Source organism: Asticcacaulis sp. (assembly GCA_024707255.1).
Taxonomy (GTDB): Bacteria; Pseudomonadota; Alphaproteobacteria; order Caulobacterales; family Caulobacteraceae; genus Asticcacaulis.
Genome location: JANQAC010000001.1, coordinates 2,086,963 through 2,102,419, shown reverse-complemented (window position 1 = coordinate 2,102,419; position 15,457 = coordinate 2,086,963). Strand labels below are relative to the sequence as shown.

18 protein-coding genes are annotated in these 15,457 nt (G+C 57.7%); 5 read left to right on the top strand and 13 right to left on the bottom strand.

Annotated elements, in window-relative coordinates; genetic code table 11:
- Positions 1–8: 8 nt before the first annotated feature.
- From NVV72_10415 to NVV72_10380, 8 genes are all read right to left on the bottom strand, one after another.
- Positions 9–1,589: an ATP-binding protein gene (locus NVV72_10415; protein ID MCR6659730.1), complete on the bottom strand. Its 1,581-nt coding sequence runs from the start codon at positions 1,587–1,589 to the stop codon at positions 9–11.
- Positions 1,589–2,341: a DNA cytosine methyltransferase gene (locus NVV72_10410; GenBank protein ID MCR6659729.1), complete on the bottom strand. Its 753-nt coding sequence runs from the start codon at positions 2,339–2,341 to the stop codon at positions 1,589–1,591. The genes NVV72_10415 and NVV72_10410 overlap by 1 nt, the downstream gene beginning before the upstream one ends.
- Entirely contained in the window at positions 2,304–2,747 is a 444-nt protein-coding gene (locus NVV72_10405) for a DNA cytosine methyltransferase (protein MCR6659728.1), read from the bottom strand. Before NVV72_10405 ends, NVV72_10410 begins: the two co-directional genes overlap by 38 nt.
- Positions 2,748–3,117: 370 nt before the next feature.
- A complete protein-coding gene (locus NVV72_10400; protein MCR6659727.1) occupies positions 3,118–3,918 on the bottom strand; it encodes a hypothetical protein in 801 nt (266 codons plus the stop codon).
- Between the two features lie 700 nt (positions 3,919–4,618).
- On the bottom strand, positions 4,619–5,128 hold the full coding sequence (locus NVV72_10395; GenBank protein MCR6659726.1) for a DUF4142 domain-containing protein: 510 nt from the start codon (positions 5,126–5,128) through the stop codon (positions 4,619–4,621).
- A gap of 309 nt (positions 5,129–5,437) precedes the next feature.
- Positions 5,438–5,641, bottom strand: a complete 204-nt coding sequence (locus tag NVV72_10390; GenBank protein ID MCR6659725.1) for a hypothetical protein — start codon at positions 5,639–5,641, stop codon at positions 5,438–5,440.
- An 86-nt stretch (positions 5,642–5,727) separates the two neighbouring features.
- Positions 5,728–6,057, bottom strand: a complete 330-nt coding sequence (locus NVV72_10385; protein MCR6659724.1) for a hypothetical protein — start codon at positions 6,055–6,057, stop codon at positions 5,728–5,730.
- Positions 6,058–6,287: 230 nt separating this feature from the next.
- Positions 6,288–6,848 carry an SOS response-associated peptidase gene (locus NVV72_10380; protein MCR6659723.1) on the bottom strand — a complete coding sequence of 187 codons (561 nt, stop codon included), beginning with the start codon at positions 6,846–6,848 and terminating at the stop codon, positions 6,288–6,290.
- A gap of 175 nt (positions 6,849–7,023) precedes the next feature.
- On the opposite strand from NVV72_10380, the gene NVV72_10375 reads away from it, so the two are divergent.
- Positions 7,024–7,749, top strand: a complete 726-nt coding sequence (locus NVV72_10375; GenBank protein ID MCR6659722.1) for an SOS response-associated peptidase family protein — start codon at positions 7,024–7,026, stop codon at positions 7,747–7,749.
- A gap of 11 nt (positions 7,750–7,760) precedes the next feature.
- Here NVV72_10375 and NVV72_10370 read toward each other — a convergent pair whose 3' ends face one another.
- Both NVV72_10370 and NVV72_10365 read right to left on the bottom strand, forming a co-directional pair.
- Entirely contained in the window at positions 7,761–8,708 is a 948-nt protein-coding gene (locus NVV72_10370) for a CorA family divalent cation transporter (protein MCR6659721.1), read from the bottom strand.
- 78 nt (positions 8,709–8,786) lie between these two features.
- Entirely contained in the window at positions 8,787–9,131 is a 345-nt protein-coding gene (locus NVV72_10365; GenBank protein MCR6659720.1) for a hypothetical protein, read from the bottom strand.
- Between the two features lie 244 nt (positions 9,132–9,375).
- Between NVV72_10365 and NVV72_10360 the strand changes: the two genes are divergently transcribed.
- From NVV72_10360 to NVV72_10350, 3 genes are all read left to right on the top strand, one after another.
- Positions 9,376–9,816, top strand: coding sequence for a GNAT family N-acetyltransferase (locus tag NVV72_10360; GenBank protein MCR6659719.1), 441 nt, complete (start codon positions 9,376–9,378; stop codon positions 9,814–9,816).
- A gap of 109 nt (positions 9,817–9,925) precedes the next feature.
- Positions 9,926–10,927: a YihY/virulence factor BrkB family protein gene (locus NVV72_10355; protein ID MCR6659718.1), complete on the top strand. Its 1,002-nt coding sequence runs from the start codon at positions 9,926–9,928 to the stop codon at positions 10,925–10,927.
- A gap of 561 nt (positions 10,928–11,488) precedes the next feature.
- On the top strand, positions 11,489–12,139 hold the full coding sequence (locus NVV72_10350) for a hemolysin III family protein (protein ID MCR6659717.1): 651 nt from the start codon (positions 11,489–11,491) through the stop codon (positions 12,137–12,139).
- A 24-nt stretch (positions 12,140–12,163) separates the two neighbouring features.
- Here NVV72_10350 and NVV72_10345 read toward each other — a convergent pair whose 3' ends face one another.
- From NVV72_10345 to NVV72_10335, 3 genes are all read right to left on the bottom strand, one after another.
- Positions 12,164–12,439, bottom strand: coding sequence for a hypothetical protein (locus NVV72_10345; protein ID MCR6659716.1), 276 nt, complete (start codon positions 12,437–12,439; stop codon positions 12,164–12,166).
- A 417-nt stretch (positions 12,440–12,856) separates the two neighbouring features.
- A complete protein-coding gene (locus NVV72_10340) occupies positions 12,857–13,765 on the bottom strand; it encodes an NAD(P)/FAD-dependent oxidoreductase (protein MCR6659715.1) in 909 nt (302 codons plus the stop codon).
- Positions 13,766–13,941: 176 nt separating this feature from the next.
- Positions 13,942–14,205 (bottom strand): hypothetical protein, encoded by a 264-nt coding sequence (locus NVV72_10335; GenBank protein MCR6659714.1) that lies wholly within the window; start codon positions 14,203–14,205, stop codon positions 13,942–13,944.
- Between the two features lie 333 nt (positions 14,206–14,538).
- Between NVV72_10335 and NVV72_10330 the strand changes: the two genes are divergently transcribed.
- Complete coding sequence (locus NVV72_10330) at positions 14,539–15,399, top strand: hypothetical protein (protein MCR6659713.1); 861 nt, start codon at positions 14,539–14,541, stop codon at positions 15,397–15,399.
- Positions 15,400–15,457: the final 58 nt, after the last annotated feature.

Genomic DNA, 15,457 nt, shown 5'->3' with positions numbered 1-15,457 from the left:
TTGGTCCCTCAAGAACTCACGTAGATTTTTTTTCGGCGAGTTCTTGCCTTATCGGCAGCGGCCTTTTGAAGCGCCTTCCGCTCCATGATGCCGGGCATAAGCTCTTGCCGGAGCGGCGCATCGGTGCCGAAATACTTACGCGCGGCGTCGCGCAAAAATTCCACGACAAGTATCCGCATTTCCCGGAAGGCTCGATTGTCTACCAGCCCTTCGCGGCCGGCCTTGTCTTTGAGCGTGGGGTTCGCCTGCCGCGTCACCGCGATCCGGCCGAAGCTACGCCGATGCGCCCAAAATTCACGGCCAGCGTGCTTGCCGCGGCGTTCCTCCAGACCGAGGAAATCGGCGTCCGGACGGCCATACGGCATGACCCGCAACGAATCTCGGTAAATGAAAACGCCCCCAAAACGATCGGCTTGCTGCATCAGATTCGCGTGCTCCAGTTCGGAATGGGTCGACCTGCGTTCGTCCACTTCGTATGTCCCGATCGTGAAGGCGAAACGCCCCAGTCTGTCTTTGCCCTTTGCCTGCACAGGTCGGATCGGAGTATAGCTGCGGAGTCCGAGATCCTGCCCAAAGGCCACTATCCTGCCGGTGAAGGTTCCTCGCTCGTCGAATTCGCCGTCGATATAATGTTCCAAATCCACAAGGCGATCACGGCCGAAGACGTCGGCTGTGCCGATAAGGCGATTGTTGTCTTCGCGCTTATGGACGAACACTTCGTATGTGAACTCGGGGCGGTTCGCCGAATAAGGGTCGGTGAATCCGGTAAGCGTCTGGCGCAGCTTTTCCTTGACCTCGTCGACCTCCTCGCCCGTTTCTGAAGGGCGAACCCAGACGCCGAGTTCGTGGTTCAGCTCAGACATGAACATGGCGGTCCCATGCTCCGCCAAGCCCAAGTACACCTGCCACTCTTCTAAGTGGCGGCGCGTGACCGGCATCGCGGCCCAAGATTGCCGTATAGCCTGCTCGGTTACTGGGGCGTTTTGTCGCTTTTCATAGTTGGAATATCTAGCCCAGCCCTCAGACAGGCGTACGCCACGCTCTGTTTTCTCGTCGCCCAAATTTGCCCGCAATACGTCGACCATTTTCGGGAGGCCATCGGCCAGCTCGTCTGGTGATTCGAAGGTCTCAACCGGCAAGCGGATGTCGTCCAAAGATATGAACGGGTTTTCGAACAGACGCCAATCGACGACTACGGCGATGAAATCCTCATTCTGCTTCTTGGATACAAGTACGGTAATCGGCGCCAGGAACGCGACCGATAGTCGTCCGATACCTTTTTCGCCCTGTCGAACCCGGATCGGCAGCCCAAAGGTCTCGGTGGCTTGGACCTCGAAAGTCTCGATTTTGCTTTCGGTCCCGATCACGAGCCAGCGGTCGACGACATCAGTTCTGTTCATGCCGATGCCATCGTCGAAAATAGCCGCGACATCGGGCTCCCCGTCGAAGATATGCAGAGACACGTCTTTAGCATAGGCATCGTACGCATTCTTCCAAAGTTCGCTGATCGCGGTGGGCGCGTCCGCTATTTGGCCACGACCGAGGTGATCGATCGTCCGCGCGCGGGTCTGGAACGCAAGGCCTTCCATCAGGCCGCCTTCGCGGCTTTCTCCGCGGCTCGCAAGGACAATACTGCGTCTTTAATGGGCGTTAGGAGGGCCGCAGCAAGTCTCACCGGCACCGCGTTCCCGACCTGCACGCCGCCAGCCATGAGGCCGCCTTCAAAGTTGAACCAGTCGGGGAACGACTGAATCCTCGCTGCCTGCCTCAACGTGATGCCATGGTTCTGGGTCGGGTGAACGAAGCGGCCCTTGGATGGGTTTATGCAAGCGGTCGTCATGGTCGGAGCGGGTGCCGATGGGTCGATTCTACCGTACACGTCATGGTGGCCCACGTGCCCTTCGTGACAAGGCAGAACTCGACCCGACTCACGGCGCGAACCGCCATTAATCGGCGTATTGGCGAATGCTTCTACCAATTCCGGGCCGTGCTTCATGTGAACGTCATTGGGGTCACCTGGCATCGTCGCGCGATCGAAGACCGCAGACGCGGGAATCCACGAAGCCAAAGCATTTTCGGCGCCATGACCGAAGTGCGTCGGAAGTGGCGGCCAAGATGCGACATCGCTAACACGTTTACGATCGTATCCCAGTAAAAATACCCGTTTCCGGTTTTGCGGGACGCCGAAGTCCCGCGCATTGATCACCTGCGGCTCTAGAACTTCGTAATCTGCTGCGCGAGCGAGGGCATAGAATGCTTCAACGAACGTTGCATGCCGAGCCCACAGAAGGCCGGGAACGTTCTCAACAAGAAAAAAAAGCTGGTCGCAGTACCCGCACATACTCGAAATAGCGCAACAAGAGACCGTTGCGAGGGTCGTTGATACCGGCGCCATTTATTCTGTGAGCAGAGAACCCTTGGCAGGGCGGTCCACCGAGAAGAATGTCGCAAGGACTGGTATCAAATCCAGCCTCGGATTTGACGGTAGCAGGCTCAAGCTTGGTTATGTCTTCCTCGAACAGCCGTGTTTTCGTGAGACCGGTGTCTATCAAGTTGGACCGGTAGGTCGCACAAGCGTGCTTATTAAGTTCGACCGCGGCGGCCACACGGACACCGGCTTCGAAGGCACCCAATGAAAATCCGCCAGCGCCAGCGAACAAATCGCATGCCCTTACATCGTTAAAGCCCATCGTTTGGCCTTCGACTTGGCCTAGGCTCTGCTTGTCCTCAACGATCTTTGTGGTCACTTCCCCCTCCTTCGGTCAAACAACTCCGCTACTGGAACTTCTATGCCCGCTTCTGCCAACGCCTTCAGCACGATAACCCGCATCGTGTCACCGGTCTCCGCCGATCTAATTTTCAAACTTCTTTTCGTGTTCGCCGGAACGGTAATCTGAAGAGGTGCTTCATCCATCGCTGACGTCCTCGATGTTGTCGACTGCTGTTCGCTTAATCATGAAATCATGATAACGACATTTACCCGCCACGCAAGCGTATATGCGCGTATTACGAGAAGCGCTGTGGCCTGCCACCAGTGTCGGGTGCATCCTATCACGCGATTTCTCCGCCGTTAGCTCCGTCCGCCTTAAAGACGAAAAGGGTAAGCGTATCGGGGCATCAAAAGCTGGTTAGGATCGCAACCAGATAGTCGTATCCAAACGCCAGAACGCAGATAACCATCAGCAGCAGGCCGACGAGGCGGACACGGGACGCATTGAGGGCGATGAGGACAGGCAGGAAAAACTCGATAAACGTCATAGTTCCGCTCGTCACCGTTTCAGACGAGGTTCGGTAGAATGGGTAATGCTGCGCGTGCATCACGGAAGCGCTTGAAAAAGTCATGTAACCGAAAAGCAGGGTCGGCGGCAGAAGCGTCGAGGTCAGGTAAGCGGAATAGCCCGGCAATTTGAACAGTCCGCGAACCACGCCGAACACGATGCAGGATACGACGCAGGTGAAACCGGAGAGAATTGAACTGATGAGGAGTATCATCTGCTCGTCTTCCCGGGTCATACCACTCGACGATAGCAACACGGCAAACATCTTGATGAACCAGATGGCCCAGAGAAACCAGGTACAGAAGATCGCGACCAGATAGTCGAGCGTGCCATCCGCCTTCTTTTCCTTGAACCAGAACCGCTGAACGACCCCGCTAATCCAGAAGGGCAGAACGGTCGCATAGATTAAAAACAATTGAGTGACTTGAATGTCGCAGCCAAGGCGGTACGCGATGGCTACACCGAGGCGATCGAAATGCGTATTCAGCCAAGTCAATACCCCATGGCTGAATGCCCCCAGATCTGACAGCCCGGCTGCCATCATGACGGCCGCGATGACACCGGTCAGCCATTTGTAGCTTCGATCGGCCTGCAACGCTGTCTTGGCACGCGCATAAGCCTCTGTGATCCGATTTTCCATGCGACTTCCCCCAAGGCGTCAGACGCCCGCACAGGCGACAGTACATCCAGACATCGCGATTGGAAATCCGTCAGTGCGACAGATCGAACAGGGAATGCTACGGGCTCCCGCCCTCGCGCGGGCAAGGATGAAGTCCCGAAGACGGGACCGCGGCGCCGGTCTCCCCCACCTTCAGCCGGCAAGCGATTGGGCCGGCTTGCAAGCCGGGGATACCCTCCCGCGCCACGTCCTCGCCCTTGCTACCCCGGGCTTCGCCAGCGAGCAGGGTTTCAGCGCGACTTTGTGCCCGCTGAAACCGTAGCTCAATGGAGAACCGTATGAATAAGCTTACCCCCATCACCGCCATCGCGTCCGGCGTTCATACCCTCATGCCGGCCTGTGCAACACGACGGACTATCATATGGCCCGCCTGGCCCATGCAGCCGTTCTTTCGATCGTGCTGGCAATCGTAGCGGAATGGCCAATGTCCCGTTCTGCTTCCAGCCGATTTCGTTGAAAAAGTCGTTGTTGCAGTTATCGGGACAGTCTTGATGCCGTCGCTCAAATTGGAGCACCGCTCCCTTAAACGGTTATCTTTGACGACTTTCTCAGCCGATGGCTTGGTCACTTTCGGTGCCATGGGTTTGCCTCTCATCTTCGCTCCTTGGGGGCTACGATGAGGTCAAACCCTCCTGATCTCAAGAACGCAATTTAGGCCCATTCACGCTGATGCCGGACAGTCGAAGCTGTCGGTCTTCTTCGAGAAGTCGGCCAGCTTCTTACGGTAATCAGAGTCCAACTTGGTCGGCACCCGAATGTGCGATTTGGCAGCCACAGCCTTGAGTTCTTTCCCCGATTTAGAATGGTCGTCAATCATTTGGGTCGCAAACCCGCGCACCTCTGGATTCTTTGACTTCTGCAACGCAATCTTGGCCAGCTGCACTTCGAACATGTCGCCCTGCCCAGCCTTCGTTACGAAATCCACCGGCTTATCAGTCGCGAAGGCTGACCCGGCCGCAAGTGCGCAAGTAAAAGCGAGTGATGCAGCAATACCAAACTTTGATGACATGGAAACCTCCGGGAAAACTGGCACATTTGCCAGACGAAAAGATATCCCACGCCCGGGGTAAGAAATCGATTTGCCAGCGATCTTCGCTAATAAGAGTAGAGCAAATTCAGAAAGACAGAAGATGTGTTTGCCGCTACGATCAGAACGCGACACCATTGTCATCCTTGACCTCCGCTAAGCTCGGGCCTCATCTTTTCCCCATTTCGTCCAGTTGTAGAGGGCAAAATTACAGGCAGGCGACATAAGTAAGAAAGGGTGAGTACGGGTGAATTGGTAAGCGCTGCGTAAGCCGTTATGTCTGATAGATCGGGAACTTACTGGGCAATACTCCCGATCGGCGCGACCGAAACTTACACGCTACCATATTTGCCATCTATTATGCGACGAGACTTTATCCCCAAAACGCTAGGTCTGATTGGCCGGCGCTTTTGGGGAAGCGGAAAAGACGGCTTGCGGTGACGGATCGAGCATTCACTGCCGGGTGGGCGGTGGTACGGAGATACGCCGTACATGTGCCTCCCATATCGACCGGATACGCGCCGACTCCGACGGCATGAGTATGCGCGTCAATTCCTGCGCGGCATCGTAAGGCGGCATCAACCCCTCTATCAGGGGATCCGTTCCATTGACCAGGGCATGACTGATCGCCTCATCGACCACCGTGCCGGTATTCATGGTGATCTCGACAGCGCGTGTCAAAAGTTGAGAGGCGGGCAGGCGTCCTTCACAATATGCCCTGGCTAAAGCGAGAAAATGGAGGTTCATGACGAAGGGCGCGCCCCTGGCAATGTCACATAAAGCACGTGCCGATCATCGGAATAGCCGGTGAAACAGGTCGAGACATTCCACCTGGCGTCCGTTTCGCCAACCGTGGCGGGAATTCGTTGATAGGCAAATGCGTCATAGCCGGCCACATCTGATGTGAGGTTTCCGGCCTCGCACAGCGAAAGGAAGTCACCGTGACAGATGTCTAGCGCAAGCCCATCCGTGATGCTTTGCCGGGCGACCCGGGCGACGTTGGCCAGACGGTGCGGCAAGTCGCCACCGCCATCGAGCGCCACGACATTGCTAGCGGGCGATGCCGTTTGCACGACCTCGATCAGCCGAAGCGCGATCGCAACCGGCTCGAAATGATCATGCTCCCAACGCCCTGGCCTGGGGTCAAACCGCTCAATGGCGTAGGCTCGACGTTGGAGTAATTGAAGATAACCAGTTGATCCCCCACTGCGGGGTAACAATCGCGGTAGATTTCCGTCACGGGTAGCGTGCCGGAGACCGATGTCAGCTCGAAGCGATGTGGCAAAAATCGTTGCATGAATTCCTACCCGGCCCGACGGCCTGTTCTGGTGAGAGGTGCCGGAACAACGATGAACGCGTCGTCGGCCCAAGGCTTTGCCAGGTCGAGCGTATCAACGCCGTCCAGCCACGCCTGCCAGTCTTCCGGCTCAAGAATGACTGGCTCGCGATCATGTATGTCGAACATCCGCTTACCTGGTGCACGGGTCAGCATGGCGGCGGATAGCAACGGCCCATCTGCCAGGTGCGCGTAGTCGTAAATCCCCGCAATGCCCAACGGTTTGTCGTCGGCGCGTTTGATTGCCACTCTTTCCGCCTTGCCTTTACGACCCGTCAGGTCCGATCCGGGACTGGCCTTGCCGTAATAGCATTCGAGCGGGAAAACGACCCGCCGCTTGCGCGCCCAGGCATTAACAAAAGCGTCCGTCGTTGCCACTGTTTCAACCCGCACATGGCTCGTGCTCGCCCCCCAGTCGGACAAGTAGCCAGTGAAATGCGCAGGGATCAAGCCATGGTGCATCTCTTTGACCACCACCTGGCCTTCGTTGTTTTTAGCGTACACCGCGATCCTTTTCTCAGCCCGCATCACACGTTCCGCTTTCTTCGCCCTCTGCCACGCCCGGAACAAATATAGAACATTAACTTTTGGAGTCAACCGCGTCTGCCTTGGGCAGAGGATGCGCATATTGAAAAATGGTTGCCAGACCTGTCATTTCGGCGTTGGGTGGCACCCCTGTCGCGAAATCTATCCGAGCCCGGCAATGTGCAACCTCTACTCCATGACCAGCAATCAGGATGCCATATGGCAACTGACCCAGTATTTCCGCAGCGCTGTCGGAAATCTGCAACCATCGCCAGCCATCTTCGCCAACGGTTTCGGACCTATTGTGCGCGCCACGTCTGACGGCCCGGAATTGGCGCAATGCCGTTGGGGCATGCCCTCGCACCCTTTTAATTTACGGGGCAAAAACTACGATTCCGGCGTCACCAACTGCCGTGAACTCGACAAGAAACACTGGCAGCAATGGATGGGCATTGCGAACCGCGCCCTTGTGCCGGCGACGTCCTTTTGCGAACCGCACCATGAGACCAAGCAGAACCACTGGTTCGCGCTGAGTGAAGACCGCCCCCTGTTCTTCTTCGCCGGGATCTGGACGCCGCAGTGGACGTCTGTCCGCAAGGTCAAGGAAGGCGAGACGACGCATGATCTCTATGCCTTCGTGACGACCCGGGCGAACGCGGAGGTTAAGCCAGTCCATCCCAAAGCCATGCCCCTTATCTTGCGCACGGCCGAAGAGGTGGACTTCTGGCTGAGAGCCACCACCGCCGAGGTTATCGAATTCCAGGAGCAGGGCATGCCGGATGGTCTCCTCACGATCGTCAATCGCGGCACGAAGCTCGACCATCCGGAGGGGATGACATTCGAGGATCACCAGGCATTGGGTCGCACGGAACCCATGACGCCCATGCAAGGTTCGTTGTTCTAGGGATCAGGCCCTCAAAACCAGCGGCGCCAGATGGCAATGCCGACGATGGCGAGCGAAGTCATGACCATCGCGGCCGTGACCTCGAGAAAACCCACAGCGCCCGAATGAAAGAAGGGCGTGTCGAAATTCATGCCAAATATGCCTGCGGCGCAGCCTATCACCCCGGTGATTACCGTCGCAATCGTCAGCGCCTTCACCAATTGGTTTGTGTCCTGGGCCACCCGCGTCGTATAGAGATCAAAACTGCCGATGATGGTCTCACGCGCCCGCGCGACCGCATCGTCCAGGCGGTCCAGGATCCGGGCCGTATTCTCGAAATGCGTGTGATCGCAGGCGTCAATATGGGCCAGGAAATCCGGTCGCGTCAGCGCATGGATCGTTCCTCCCATATCCCCCAATGACGACCTTAGTCTTGACACCCGCCGACGGAGGGTCGCGAGTGTGGCGAGCGGCGCTTTCTTCTCCCGTACACGCAGGATGTCTTCGTCCAGCTTATCAATTTTCTTGTCGATATCGGCAATGCCCTTGCGATAGTCATCCAGCAATTCCGAGAGCAGGGACGCGGCCAGGGCCGACGGCGTGAGCTTGCCGTTCAGGGTTTCGCCCCGGTCGGTCTCGACGAACCGGTCCATGAACCCGGGTCGCTGATCACAGATCGTAATCAGGCAGCCTTTTCCCACCAAAAAAGTCAACTGGCGGATCGCATTGTTGCTGTCCAGCACCGGCACGAAAAAACGATAGCAGGAATCAAAAATCTCGAGCGTTGCCGTTTGCGCATCCGCATGAATGGCGCGCGCAACATCTTCGGGCAGGGTTTTTAAGGTTGCCAGTTTATCGGCAGGGCCATCGATCCAAAGAAGTTTATTTTTGTTCAGCCCCGCAAAATCTATGTCTGCCGTTGCCATGGCCTCGTCATGCCCAGCCGCGTTGTAAAGCAGCGCCTTGACCTCGGTTTTCATATGCCGGCCCTAAGTTCGCCACGCCACGCGCTAATGTCGCGCCTACCCGTCCCGCGTCCGTCCATCTCTTGTCATCCGTCAAAGGCTACGTTGACTGCGCACGCGCTGTCCGAAGCACACAGATGCGGACGATATGGCGCGGTAAAATTCGGCGCCGCCGAGTTTTATAGCGAAGGCAACCCTGGCAAGGTTTTCAATGGTATCGGGGTAACTTCCGTCCGCGAACATAAACTTGTCGAGTTCATGCTGAACAAAGATCGTAAGATTGAAGACATCTACGTCGGATCGCTCGGACATGCGCAGGGCAAGATATTCGATCAGGTCATAGGTGGCACCGATCCGGTCGTCCAGCTGCACCTTGTAGCTGACGAGCATTCTAGCGATATCCGCCCGAACAATGTTTGCGCTGCTTTCGATAATCATGACGGTTCCTCTCGCGCCATTAGTTTCAGAACCCCTGTCAGCAAGCGATATGGATAGGCGACGGAAATATTAGAGAACGCATATATCTTCCGTCTGGGGTCGACACACACCATCACTCTCCAACAGGTGAGGATATCTGCTTGCATCGCTTTCTTATGGCGGCCACCTCACACTTCACGGATGGCGCCCTTTTGGCGCCTGCTGGACCTGATCAGGTGAGCGTGCACTTAGCCCAGCGGTTGGTATGATTGCTTTTAACGAATTCTTCGAAATTGATGCATCGGACGCCGGGCTGAAGTCAGCCTTGCATTCCGAACATTTGAAACCTTACAAAGCGAGGACCGAACGCCAGAGTTTCTGGCGTCTGGGCCCGGCCAGTTGCCCGGCCGGTTTCGTTGGCGTCGAGCACCATGGCGCTATCGCGGTTTTGCGGTCGGTTCTGGTCACCCCTGAGTACAAGGACCAGGGCTATGGCGCCGGTCTGATCAGCTTGGCCGAGGGAAGGTTGCGGCACCTGGGCACGAAGGAGTTATGGCTCGTGACAGAACATGCCGAGAGCTTCTTCGAGCATCTCGGATGGCGGGTCAGGCCGGAATGTGATGTGCCCGAACCGGTTCGCCACATACCTGTAGCCGATGGCTCGGATGGCGACAGGGCAATTTATATGTCGACCCAGCTGGATTAATGCTGGAAGGCTTCACGACCGCCTCATCCTTTCAGCAAGCAATCCGCAGCGCATATTTACCCATGCAGGGTTTACTCTCGACCGCAAGACATCACTGCGGGCTGCTCAGATGCAACAGAAACTCACCATCGGCTTATTGACCCAAATCCTAAAAGACGCCGTCAAGGATTGGCAAGCGGACGACGCGCCAAGGCACGGCGCCGCCCTCGCCTTTTACAGCGTCCTCTCCCTCGGACCACTGCTCCTCATCGTAATTTCCGTCGCAGGCCTCATCCTGGGCCAGGAGGCCGCCTCGGGCATAGTCGTGAACCAGATCGGGGGCATGGTCGGTCGCTCCGGCGCGCAGACTATTCAGGATGTAATCGCCCATTCGCGCAATCAACACTCAAGTCTGAGCGCCACAGTGATCGGGTTCGGAGCGCTGCTCGTTTCCGTCTCCGGCTTTTTCGCCCAGCTTCAAGGCGCCCTGAACGAAATCTTCAACGTCCCCAAAACGCATACACCGCCCTTTCAGTTCCTCCTGAAACGTCTCCTGTCTTTCAGCATGATCGTCTGCATCTGTCTCTTGCTTCTGCTTTCGCTCGCCATCTCCTCGTTTCTGGCGGCCATCACCGGCGCCTTTCAGGGCACGGCGCCCGCCCTTGTCCTGTCGGCAGGAAATGTCGTCATCTCCATTCTGGTGTCGACTATCCTCTTTGCCGTCACGTTCAAGGTCTTGCCGGACGTCCGGTTTCGCTGGAACAATGTCTGGATCGGTGCCCTGATCACCGCCTTGCTCTTTACCGGCGGAAAATCCCTGATCGGCATCTATCTTGGCCACAGCGCCCTAAGCTCGACCTATGGCGCCGCCGGCTCGCTCATCGTCCTTCTGGTCTGGATCTATTATTCGACCCAAATTATCTTTTTCGGCGCGGAGGTCACGCAAGCCTATGGACGCGCCATGGGTGAAACCTTTCAACCCGAGGGCCCAGAACGTCCCGGCGTAAGCCGGCACATCCGCGGCGACGGCACAGCCCTTAAACGGCCGCTTCTTGAACTCGCTCTCGGTCTAGGGCTCGCCGTCACCGTCGCGGTTCTTACGAAACGCAGCGACGCGCGGCACCACCCGTGACTCCACAAGCCGCGCGACTCGGCCTAAACGACGATCGGTGCAGTGGAGACGGAAGATGACGAACAGCGTGGCAAAGATCGTTCAAAGGCTTCGGAACGCGGGCTTTAATATTAATCCCCTTGCTTCGTCGCCGCTGTGGCACGTCGACGGCCGCGGAAATATGAGTACAGGCCAACTTATCGACCTGGCTTCGAAGCTAGACCTGAGCCGACTTACCGGCAATCCGCATGCTCACTAAACGTTCGCACATCTGTTGGTACATTAACCCATTCCCAAAATATCAAAGCGATCAGTGAGTTAACACTTGTCGGAACGGCGTTAACGATAGAGATACGGGATGCTGAATCATCAATGACAATCGATTTTTTACGCGGTGGCGCCGTATCTTATAAATATTGAACTGCGCTGCCCTTGCTGACCGTCCCACCAGATTAGGTGTGGGAGGACCTACCGGCTCCGCGATCTTGGCGCCTGAGAGTGGATCTGGTCATGCATATAAATTCGTCACCGTCTGGCGTCCCCGATTCTTTGACGCCGTCGCAGCCAGCGCCGGACTGGGCCGTGGGGGCAGAACCGCACTACCCGACCGCGTCAGAACGCACCGCCGACCTTATCGTCCACATTCTCGCACTCGCCCTGGCATTATTTGGTGGCGGCGCTGCGATAGGCCTTGCGGTTAGCCATGGCCTCCTCGGGCGGGTCGCCGCCGTTGCCGTTTATGCAACCGGACTGGTCGCAATGCTGGTCTTTTCCACCGCATATAATTTTTCTCACGCGCGGTGGCAGCCCTATCTGTACCGGGTTGACCATGCCGGCATATTTCTGATGATTGCCGCCAGCTACACGCCGTTCACCACGCAAATCCTGCACGGCACCTGGGGTTGGGCAATGACCGCGGCTGTCTGGAGCCTGGCGCTCGTCGGGGTGCTGATCCGCATGTTCGTGCCACGCATGGGCGATATCGTGGTCACCAGTTTCTATCTGGTATTAGGCTGGATAATCGTGATCGCCATCAAACCGCTTGTCCAGGGAACACCGGCTCCCGCACTCGCCCTGCTCGGCGGTGGCGGTCTGGTTTACACCCTCGGCGCCGTCCTGTTTATGCTGAAGCGCCTCAAATTTCGGCGCGCCATCTGGCATGGACACGTGCTGGCCGGCGCGGCGGCGCATTATGCCGCGATCATGATCGGCGTGGTGATGGCTTCGGGATAACCCAAGGCCGCGTTTATACGCAATTCAGGTGACGGATGATCTTTCGAGCCCTGCGGTCTTACCGCTTGTACGATTTGTCGATCTAGTTTTCAGGCCTTTGACGAACGCGGCGACGGCAAATGCCGCGAGTCCGACCGTGGCGGCTGCGCTCAGGCCGGTCGCCAACCGGCGGACAATCGGATGCCTGACGACGGCGGCCGCCGTAAGCAGGTGCGCCGACGGCGTTGTGCGCATAAGCCCATGCGCGACCGGCAACAGGTTCAAAACATGCGAGGCGCGGCGGGTCAATTTACGGTTCACGAGACTCTCCAATTTGAATGGATCGAACCGACCGAACGGCCGCGGGCGCAACGCGCGGCGCGGACGCATCTCCCTGGCGGTCGATCCGACCCTCAAAGGGTAAGACGCTGGGCATCAGGATGCGATGCGACACCTTGTCTGCAAACAGTCTGGCGGGATAAGGAAAGCCACGACACCTTAGTGACGTATCACGACAAACCAGACGGCAAATATGATCACGAGAATAGAGACGGCCAACAAGGCCATCGCCGGCTTCTTCCGACGATCCTTCGAACGTTCGAATCCGAAAATGCCTACGCCTTTTTTTCGTCGATATCCATTGCGTCCTCCGGTCTCGCCATGGTTACCATAATGGCTGAAGGCCGCCACCGGATTCGCTCAAGACATCCTGACTCATGGTGAAGGCGACCAGGCCCTTTAATAGCTTACGGTCTGGTCGCGCAGGCCGTGGTGGATGTGGGTTGCCGCAATCGCCGCTTGCCCGACCGCCACACTGATCTGGTTCAGTCCACTGACAACATCTCCGACGGCAAAGACGCCCGGGACCGTTGTTTCCTGATAGGGATCCGCCAGGAGTTTGCCCTCCGCGTCGCATTGGGCGCCGAGCGTCTTGGCCAGTTCGTTGCGCGGGTGGCATCCGAACATCGGATACACCGTATCGAATGACCGGACTGCATTGCCGGCCCGAACGCTTGCCCGCCCCGCAGCGTCGACGGCGACGCCCGCGCCCACATCATGGACGATCGTAATGCCGGCGTTGGCGAGAGCGACTGCCTCGTCTGCGGCGAACGCCGCTTCTGCGCCGACGTGAAATACCGTGAGTTTGTCCGTATAATCCCTCAAGAACAAGGCGTGCGACGCGGCGTGCTCGGTTCTCGCCAGAAGCGCAACCGATTTGTCGATGATTTCGTAGGCGTCGCAGATTGGGCAAAGACGCAATCCCCCCGCCTCGATACCGAGCCGCCAGTTTTCACCCGACATGCCGCGATCCGCAATGCCAGTCGCGATGACAATCCGTCGCGCTAAGACGGTTCGCGTCGCCGTTACGACACGAAAAACCTCTGCTCGCCGCTCAAGCGCGACAACGCTCTCTGCCAGCGTATCGATCGCATAGGGCTCCAACTGTTCGCGTAACCGCGAAAGCAGGCTGCGTCCCGTCACCCCGTCAGGAAATGCAGGGAAATTATGCGATACGGGGATTAGCGCCGCCCGGCTCTCCCGGGCATCGATGACTAAGATTTTCCGCCGAAACCGCGCGAGATACAAGGCGGCAGTGAGCCCACCCGGTCCGCCACCGATCACTACGCAGTCGTAGATGTCTTCCATAAATCAGCCCGATCGTGTCTTCATGTTGCTAAAGATGGTTCGATTCACCCCGACTGCCGGGCACTTGCTATGCGCAGACACGCGGCAAACTAGGCGAGGCCGACTTCGGTTTCAGTGGGCATCGCACACAGTACGTGTAAGCGGAGGATAAGGCGAGTGTCGGTCCGCCGTTGCCCCTACCTGACGCGGGGCTGCTTCAGCGACTCGATGAGCTGAATAAACGCGGTGACCGTTTGCTCGACATTCGCCTGTCCGGCTTCAAACCTGAGAAACAGCACGTCGAAATAGACATTCAGCGCTTCGAGATCCTCCACATCGACCAGCAGTCTCACCAGATCGAACAGTTCGGACCGCACGCCTTCCATATCAATGTCCTGCTGCGTCCAGCGCCAGATCACGGCGCTCAGCCACTGGTTCAGATCGATTTCAGGCACGTCCATAGTCTACTCCACTTCGTGCATCGTGAAGGCACACGCAAAAAGACACAAGTCGTTTTGTCGCCACAACGATCACGATGTAGCGCGCCGGCAATAATGCCACCACGCATCGGGCAGGTTTCGGCGCAGATCTGGCCGGCCGACCTACGCACCTTACTAACTCTTTGTATTCCAAACGGCTATTCGGCATCTTAAACGCGTGTCTTGCGTCGTATGCCTGTGCTTTATCTCAAAACAGGAGTTGATCATGGGTAAGGGTATTCTGCTTTGGCTGTTGGGCGTTCCCATTCCGGTCATCATCATTCTCGCTTTGCTGTTCCATCGCTGATCACACAGATGGACATTCATACAGCCGTCGACACGCGGGACCTGACGGCCCCCAATTCGGAATCCACCAAGTCCGGCATCCACTGGGCCGCCATTCTCGGCGGTGGCGTGGCAGCCTCCGCGGCGACCCTTGTGCTCATACCTTTGGGCACGGCTTTAGGGTTCGGATCGTTTTCCGTTTGGCATCTGACGCCAGCGACCGGGACGACCCTCGGCGCCGGGCTCGCCATATGGTTTGTCGTCACCCAGTGGATTTCCGCAGGACTTGGCGGTTATCTCGCCGGCAGGAGCCGCGTGAAATGGGCTGATACGCATAGCGATGAAGTCTTTTTCCGGGATACCGTACATGGTTTCCTGAGCTGGGCCGTTGCGACCCTCTTTGTTGCGGGCCTCACGGCCGTTATCGCAACCGGCACAGTCAGCGCCGGCGGCGATGCTGCAGCCAAAATCGCGGCCGGAGCGGCGACCGGGGCGGCACAGAATGCGGACGCATCGCCGGCTAACCTCGACTATTACATCAACGGCCTCTATCGCGGTGCCGCCGTCGCCGGCTCACCCACCCCAACCGAAGAGAGTGGCGAGATTCTTGTCAAGGCAGTGGCCGACGGCAGTCTGCCAGCCGACGACCGCGCCTACCTCGCCAGTCAGATTTCGGCGAGGACAGGTCTCACGCAGCCGGCCGCCGAAGCCCGGGTCGATCAGGCCATGTCTCAGTTGAATGCCGCAAAGGTGAAAGCAACCCAAGCCGCCGAAACCGCGCGGAAAGCTGCCACCTACGCCTCATGGGCTCTCGTGATCTCCCTCGTGGTCGGCGCCTTCATTGCCTCAGTCGCCGGCGCCATCGGCGGCCGCCAACGCGACGCGGTATAATTGCCCTCTTACCACGCCGCCGAATACCCCGGAGCCCCTCGGGGGTATTTTGCGTTTG

What these genes read in the sequence shown, in the direction of transcription:
- NVV72_10415 (MCR6659730.1), bottom strand. Translation starts at nt 1,589, where the DNA reads ATGGAAGGCCTTGCGTTCCAGACCCGCGCGCGGACGATCGATCACCTC.
- NVV72_10410 (MCR6659729.1), bottom strand. Translation starts at nt 2,341, where the DNA reads ATGTGCGGGTACTGCGACCAGCTTTTTTTTCTTGTTGAGAACGTTCCC.
- NVV72_10400 (MCR6659727.1), bottom strand. Translation starts at nt 3,918, where the DNA reads ATGGAAAATCGGATCACAGAGGCTTATGCGCGTGCCAAGACAGCGTTG.
- NVV72_10395 (MCR6659726.1), bottom strand. Translation starts at nt 5,128, where the DNA reads ATGACAATGGTGTCGCGTTCTGATCGTAGCGGCAAACACATCTTCTGT.
- NVV72_10390 (MCR6659725.1), bottom strand. Translation starts at nt 5,641, where the DNA reads ATGAATACCGGCACGGTGGTCGATGAGGCGATCAGTCATGCCCTGGTC.
- NVV72_10380 (MCR6659723.1), bottom strand. Translation starts at nt 6,848, where the DNA reads ATGCGGGCTGAGAAAAGGATCGCGGTGTACGCTAAAAACAACGAAGGC.
- NVV72_10375 (MCR6659722.1), top strand. Translation starts at nt 7,024, where the DNA reads ATGTGCAACCTCTACTCCATGACCAGCAATCAGGATGCCATATGGCAA.
- NVV72_10370 (MCR6659721.1), bottom strand. Translation starts at nt 8,708, where the DNA reads ATGAAAACCGAGGTCAAGGCGCTGCTTTACAACGCGGCTGGGCATGAC.
- NVV72_10365 (MCR6659720.1), bottom strand. Translation starts at nt 9,131, where the DNA reads ATGATTATCGAAAGCAGCGCAAACATTGTTCGGGCGGATATCGCTAGA.
- NVV72_10360 (MCR6659719.1), top strand. Translation starts at nt 9,376, where the DNA reads ATGATTGCTTTTAACGAATTCTTCGAAATTGATGCATCGGACGCCGGG.
- NVV72_10355 (MCR6659718.1), top strand. Translation starts at nt 9,926, where the DNA reads ATGCAACAGAAACTCACCATCGGCTTATTGACCCAAATCCTAAAAGAC.
- NVV72_10340 (MCR6659715.1), bottom strand. Translation starts at nt 13,765, where the DNA reads ATGGAAGACATCTACGACTGCGTAGTGATCGGTGGCGGACCGGGTGGG.
- NVV72_10335 (MCR6659714.1), bottom strand. Translation starts at nt 14,205, where the DNA reads ATGGACGTGCCTGAAATCGATCTGAACCAGTGGCTGAGCGCCGTGATC.
- NVV72_10330 (MCR6659713.1), top strand. Translation starts at nt 14,539, where the DNA reads ATGGACATTCATACAGCCGTCGACACGCGGGACCTGACGGCCCCCAAT.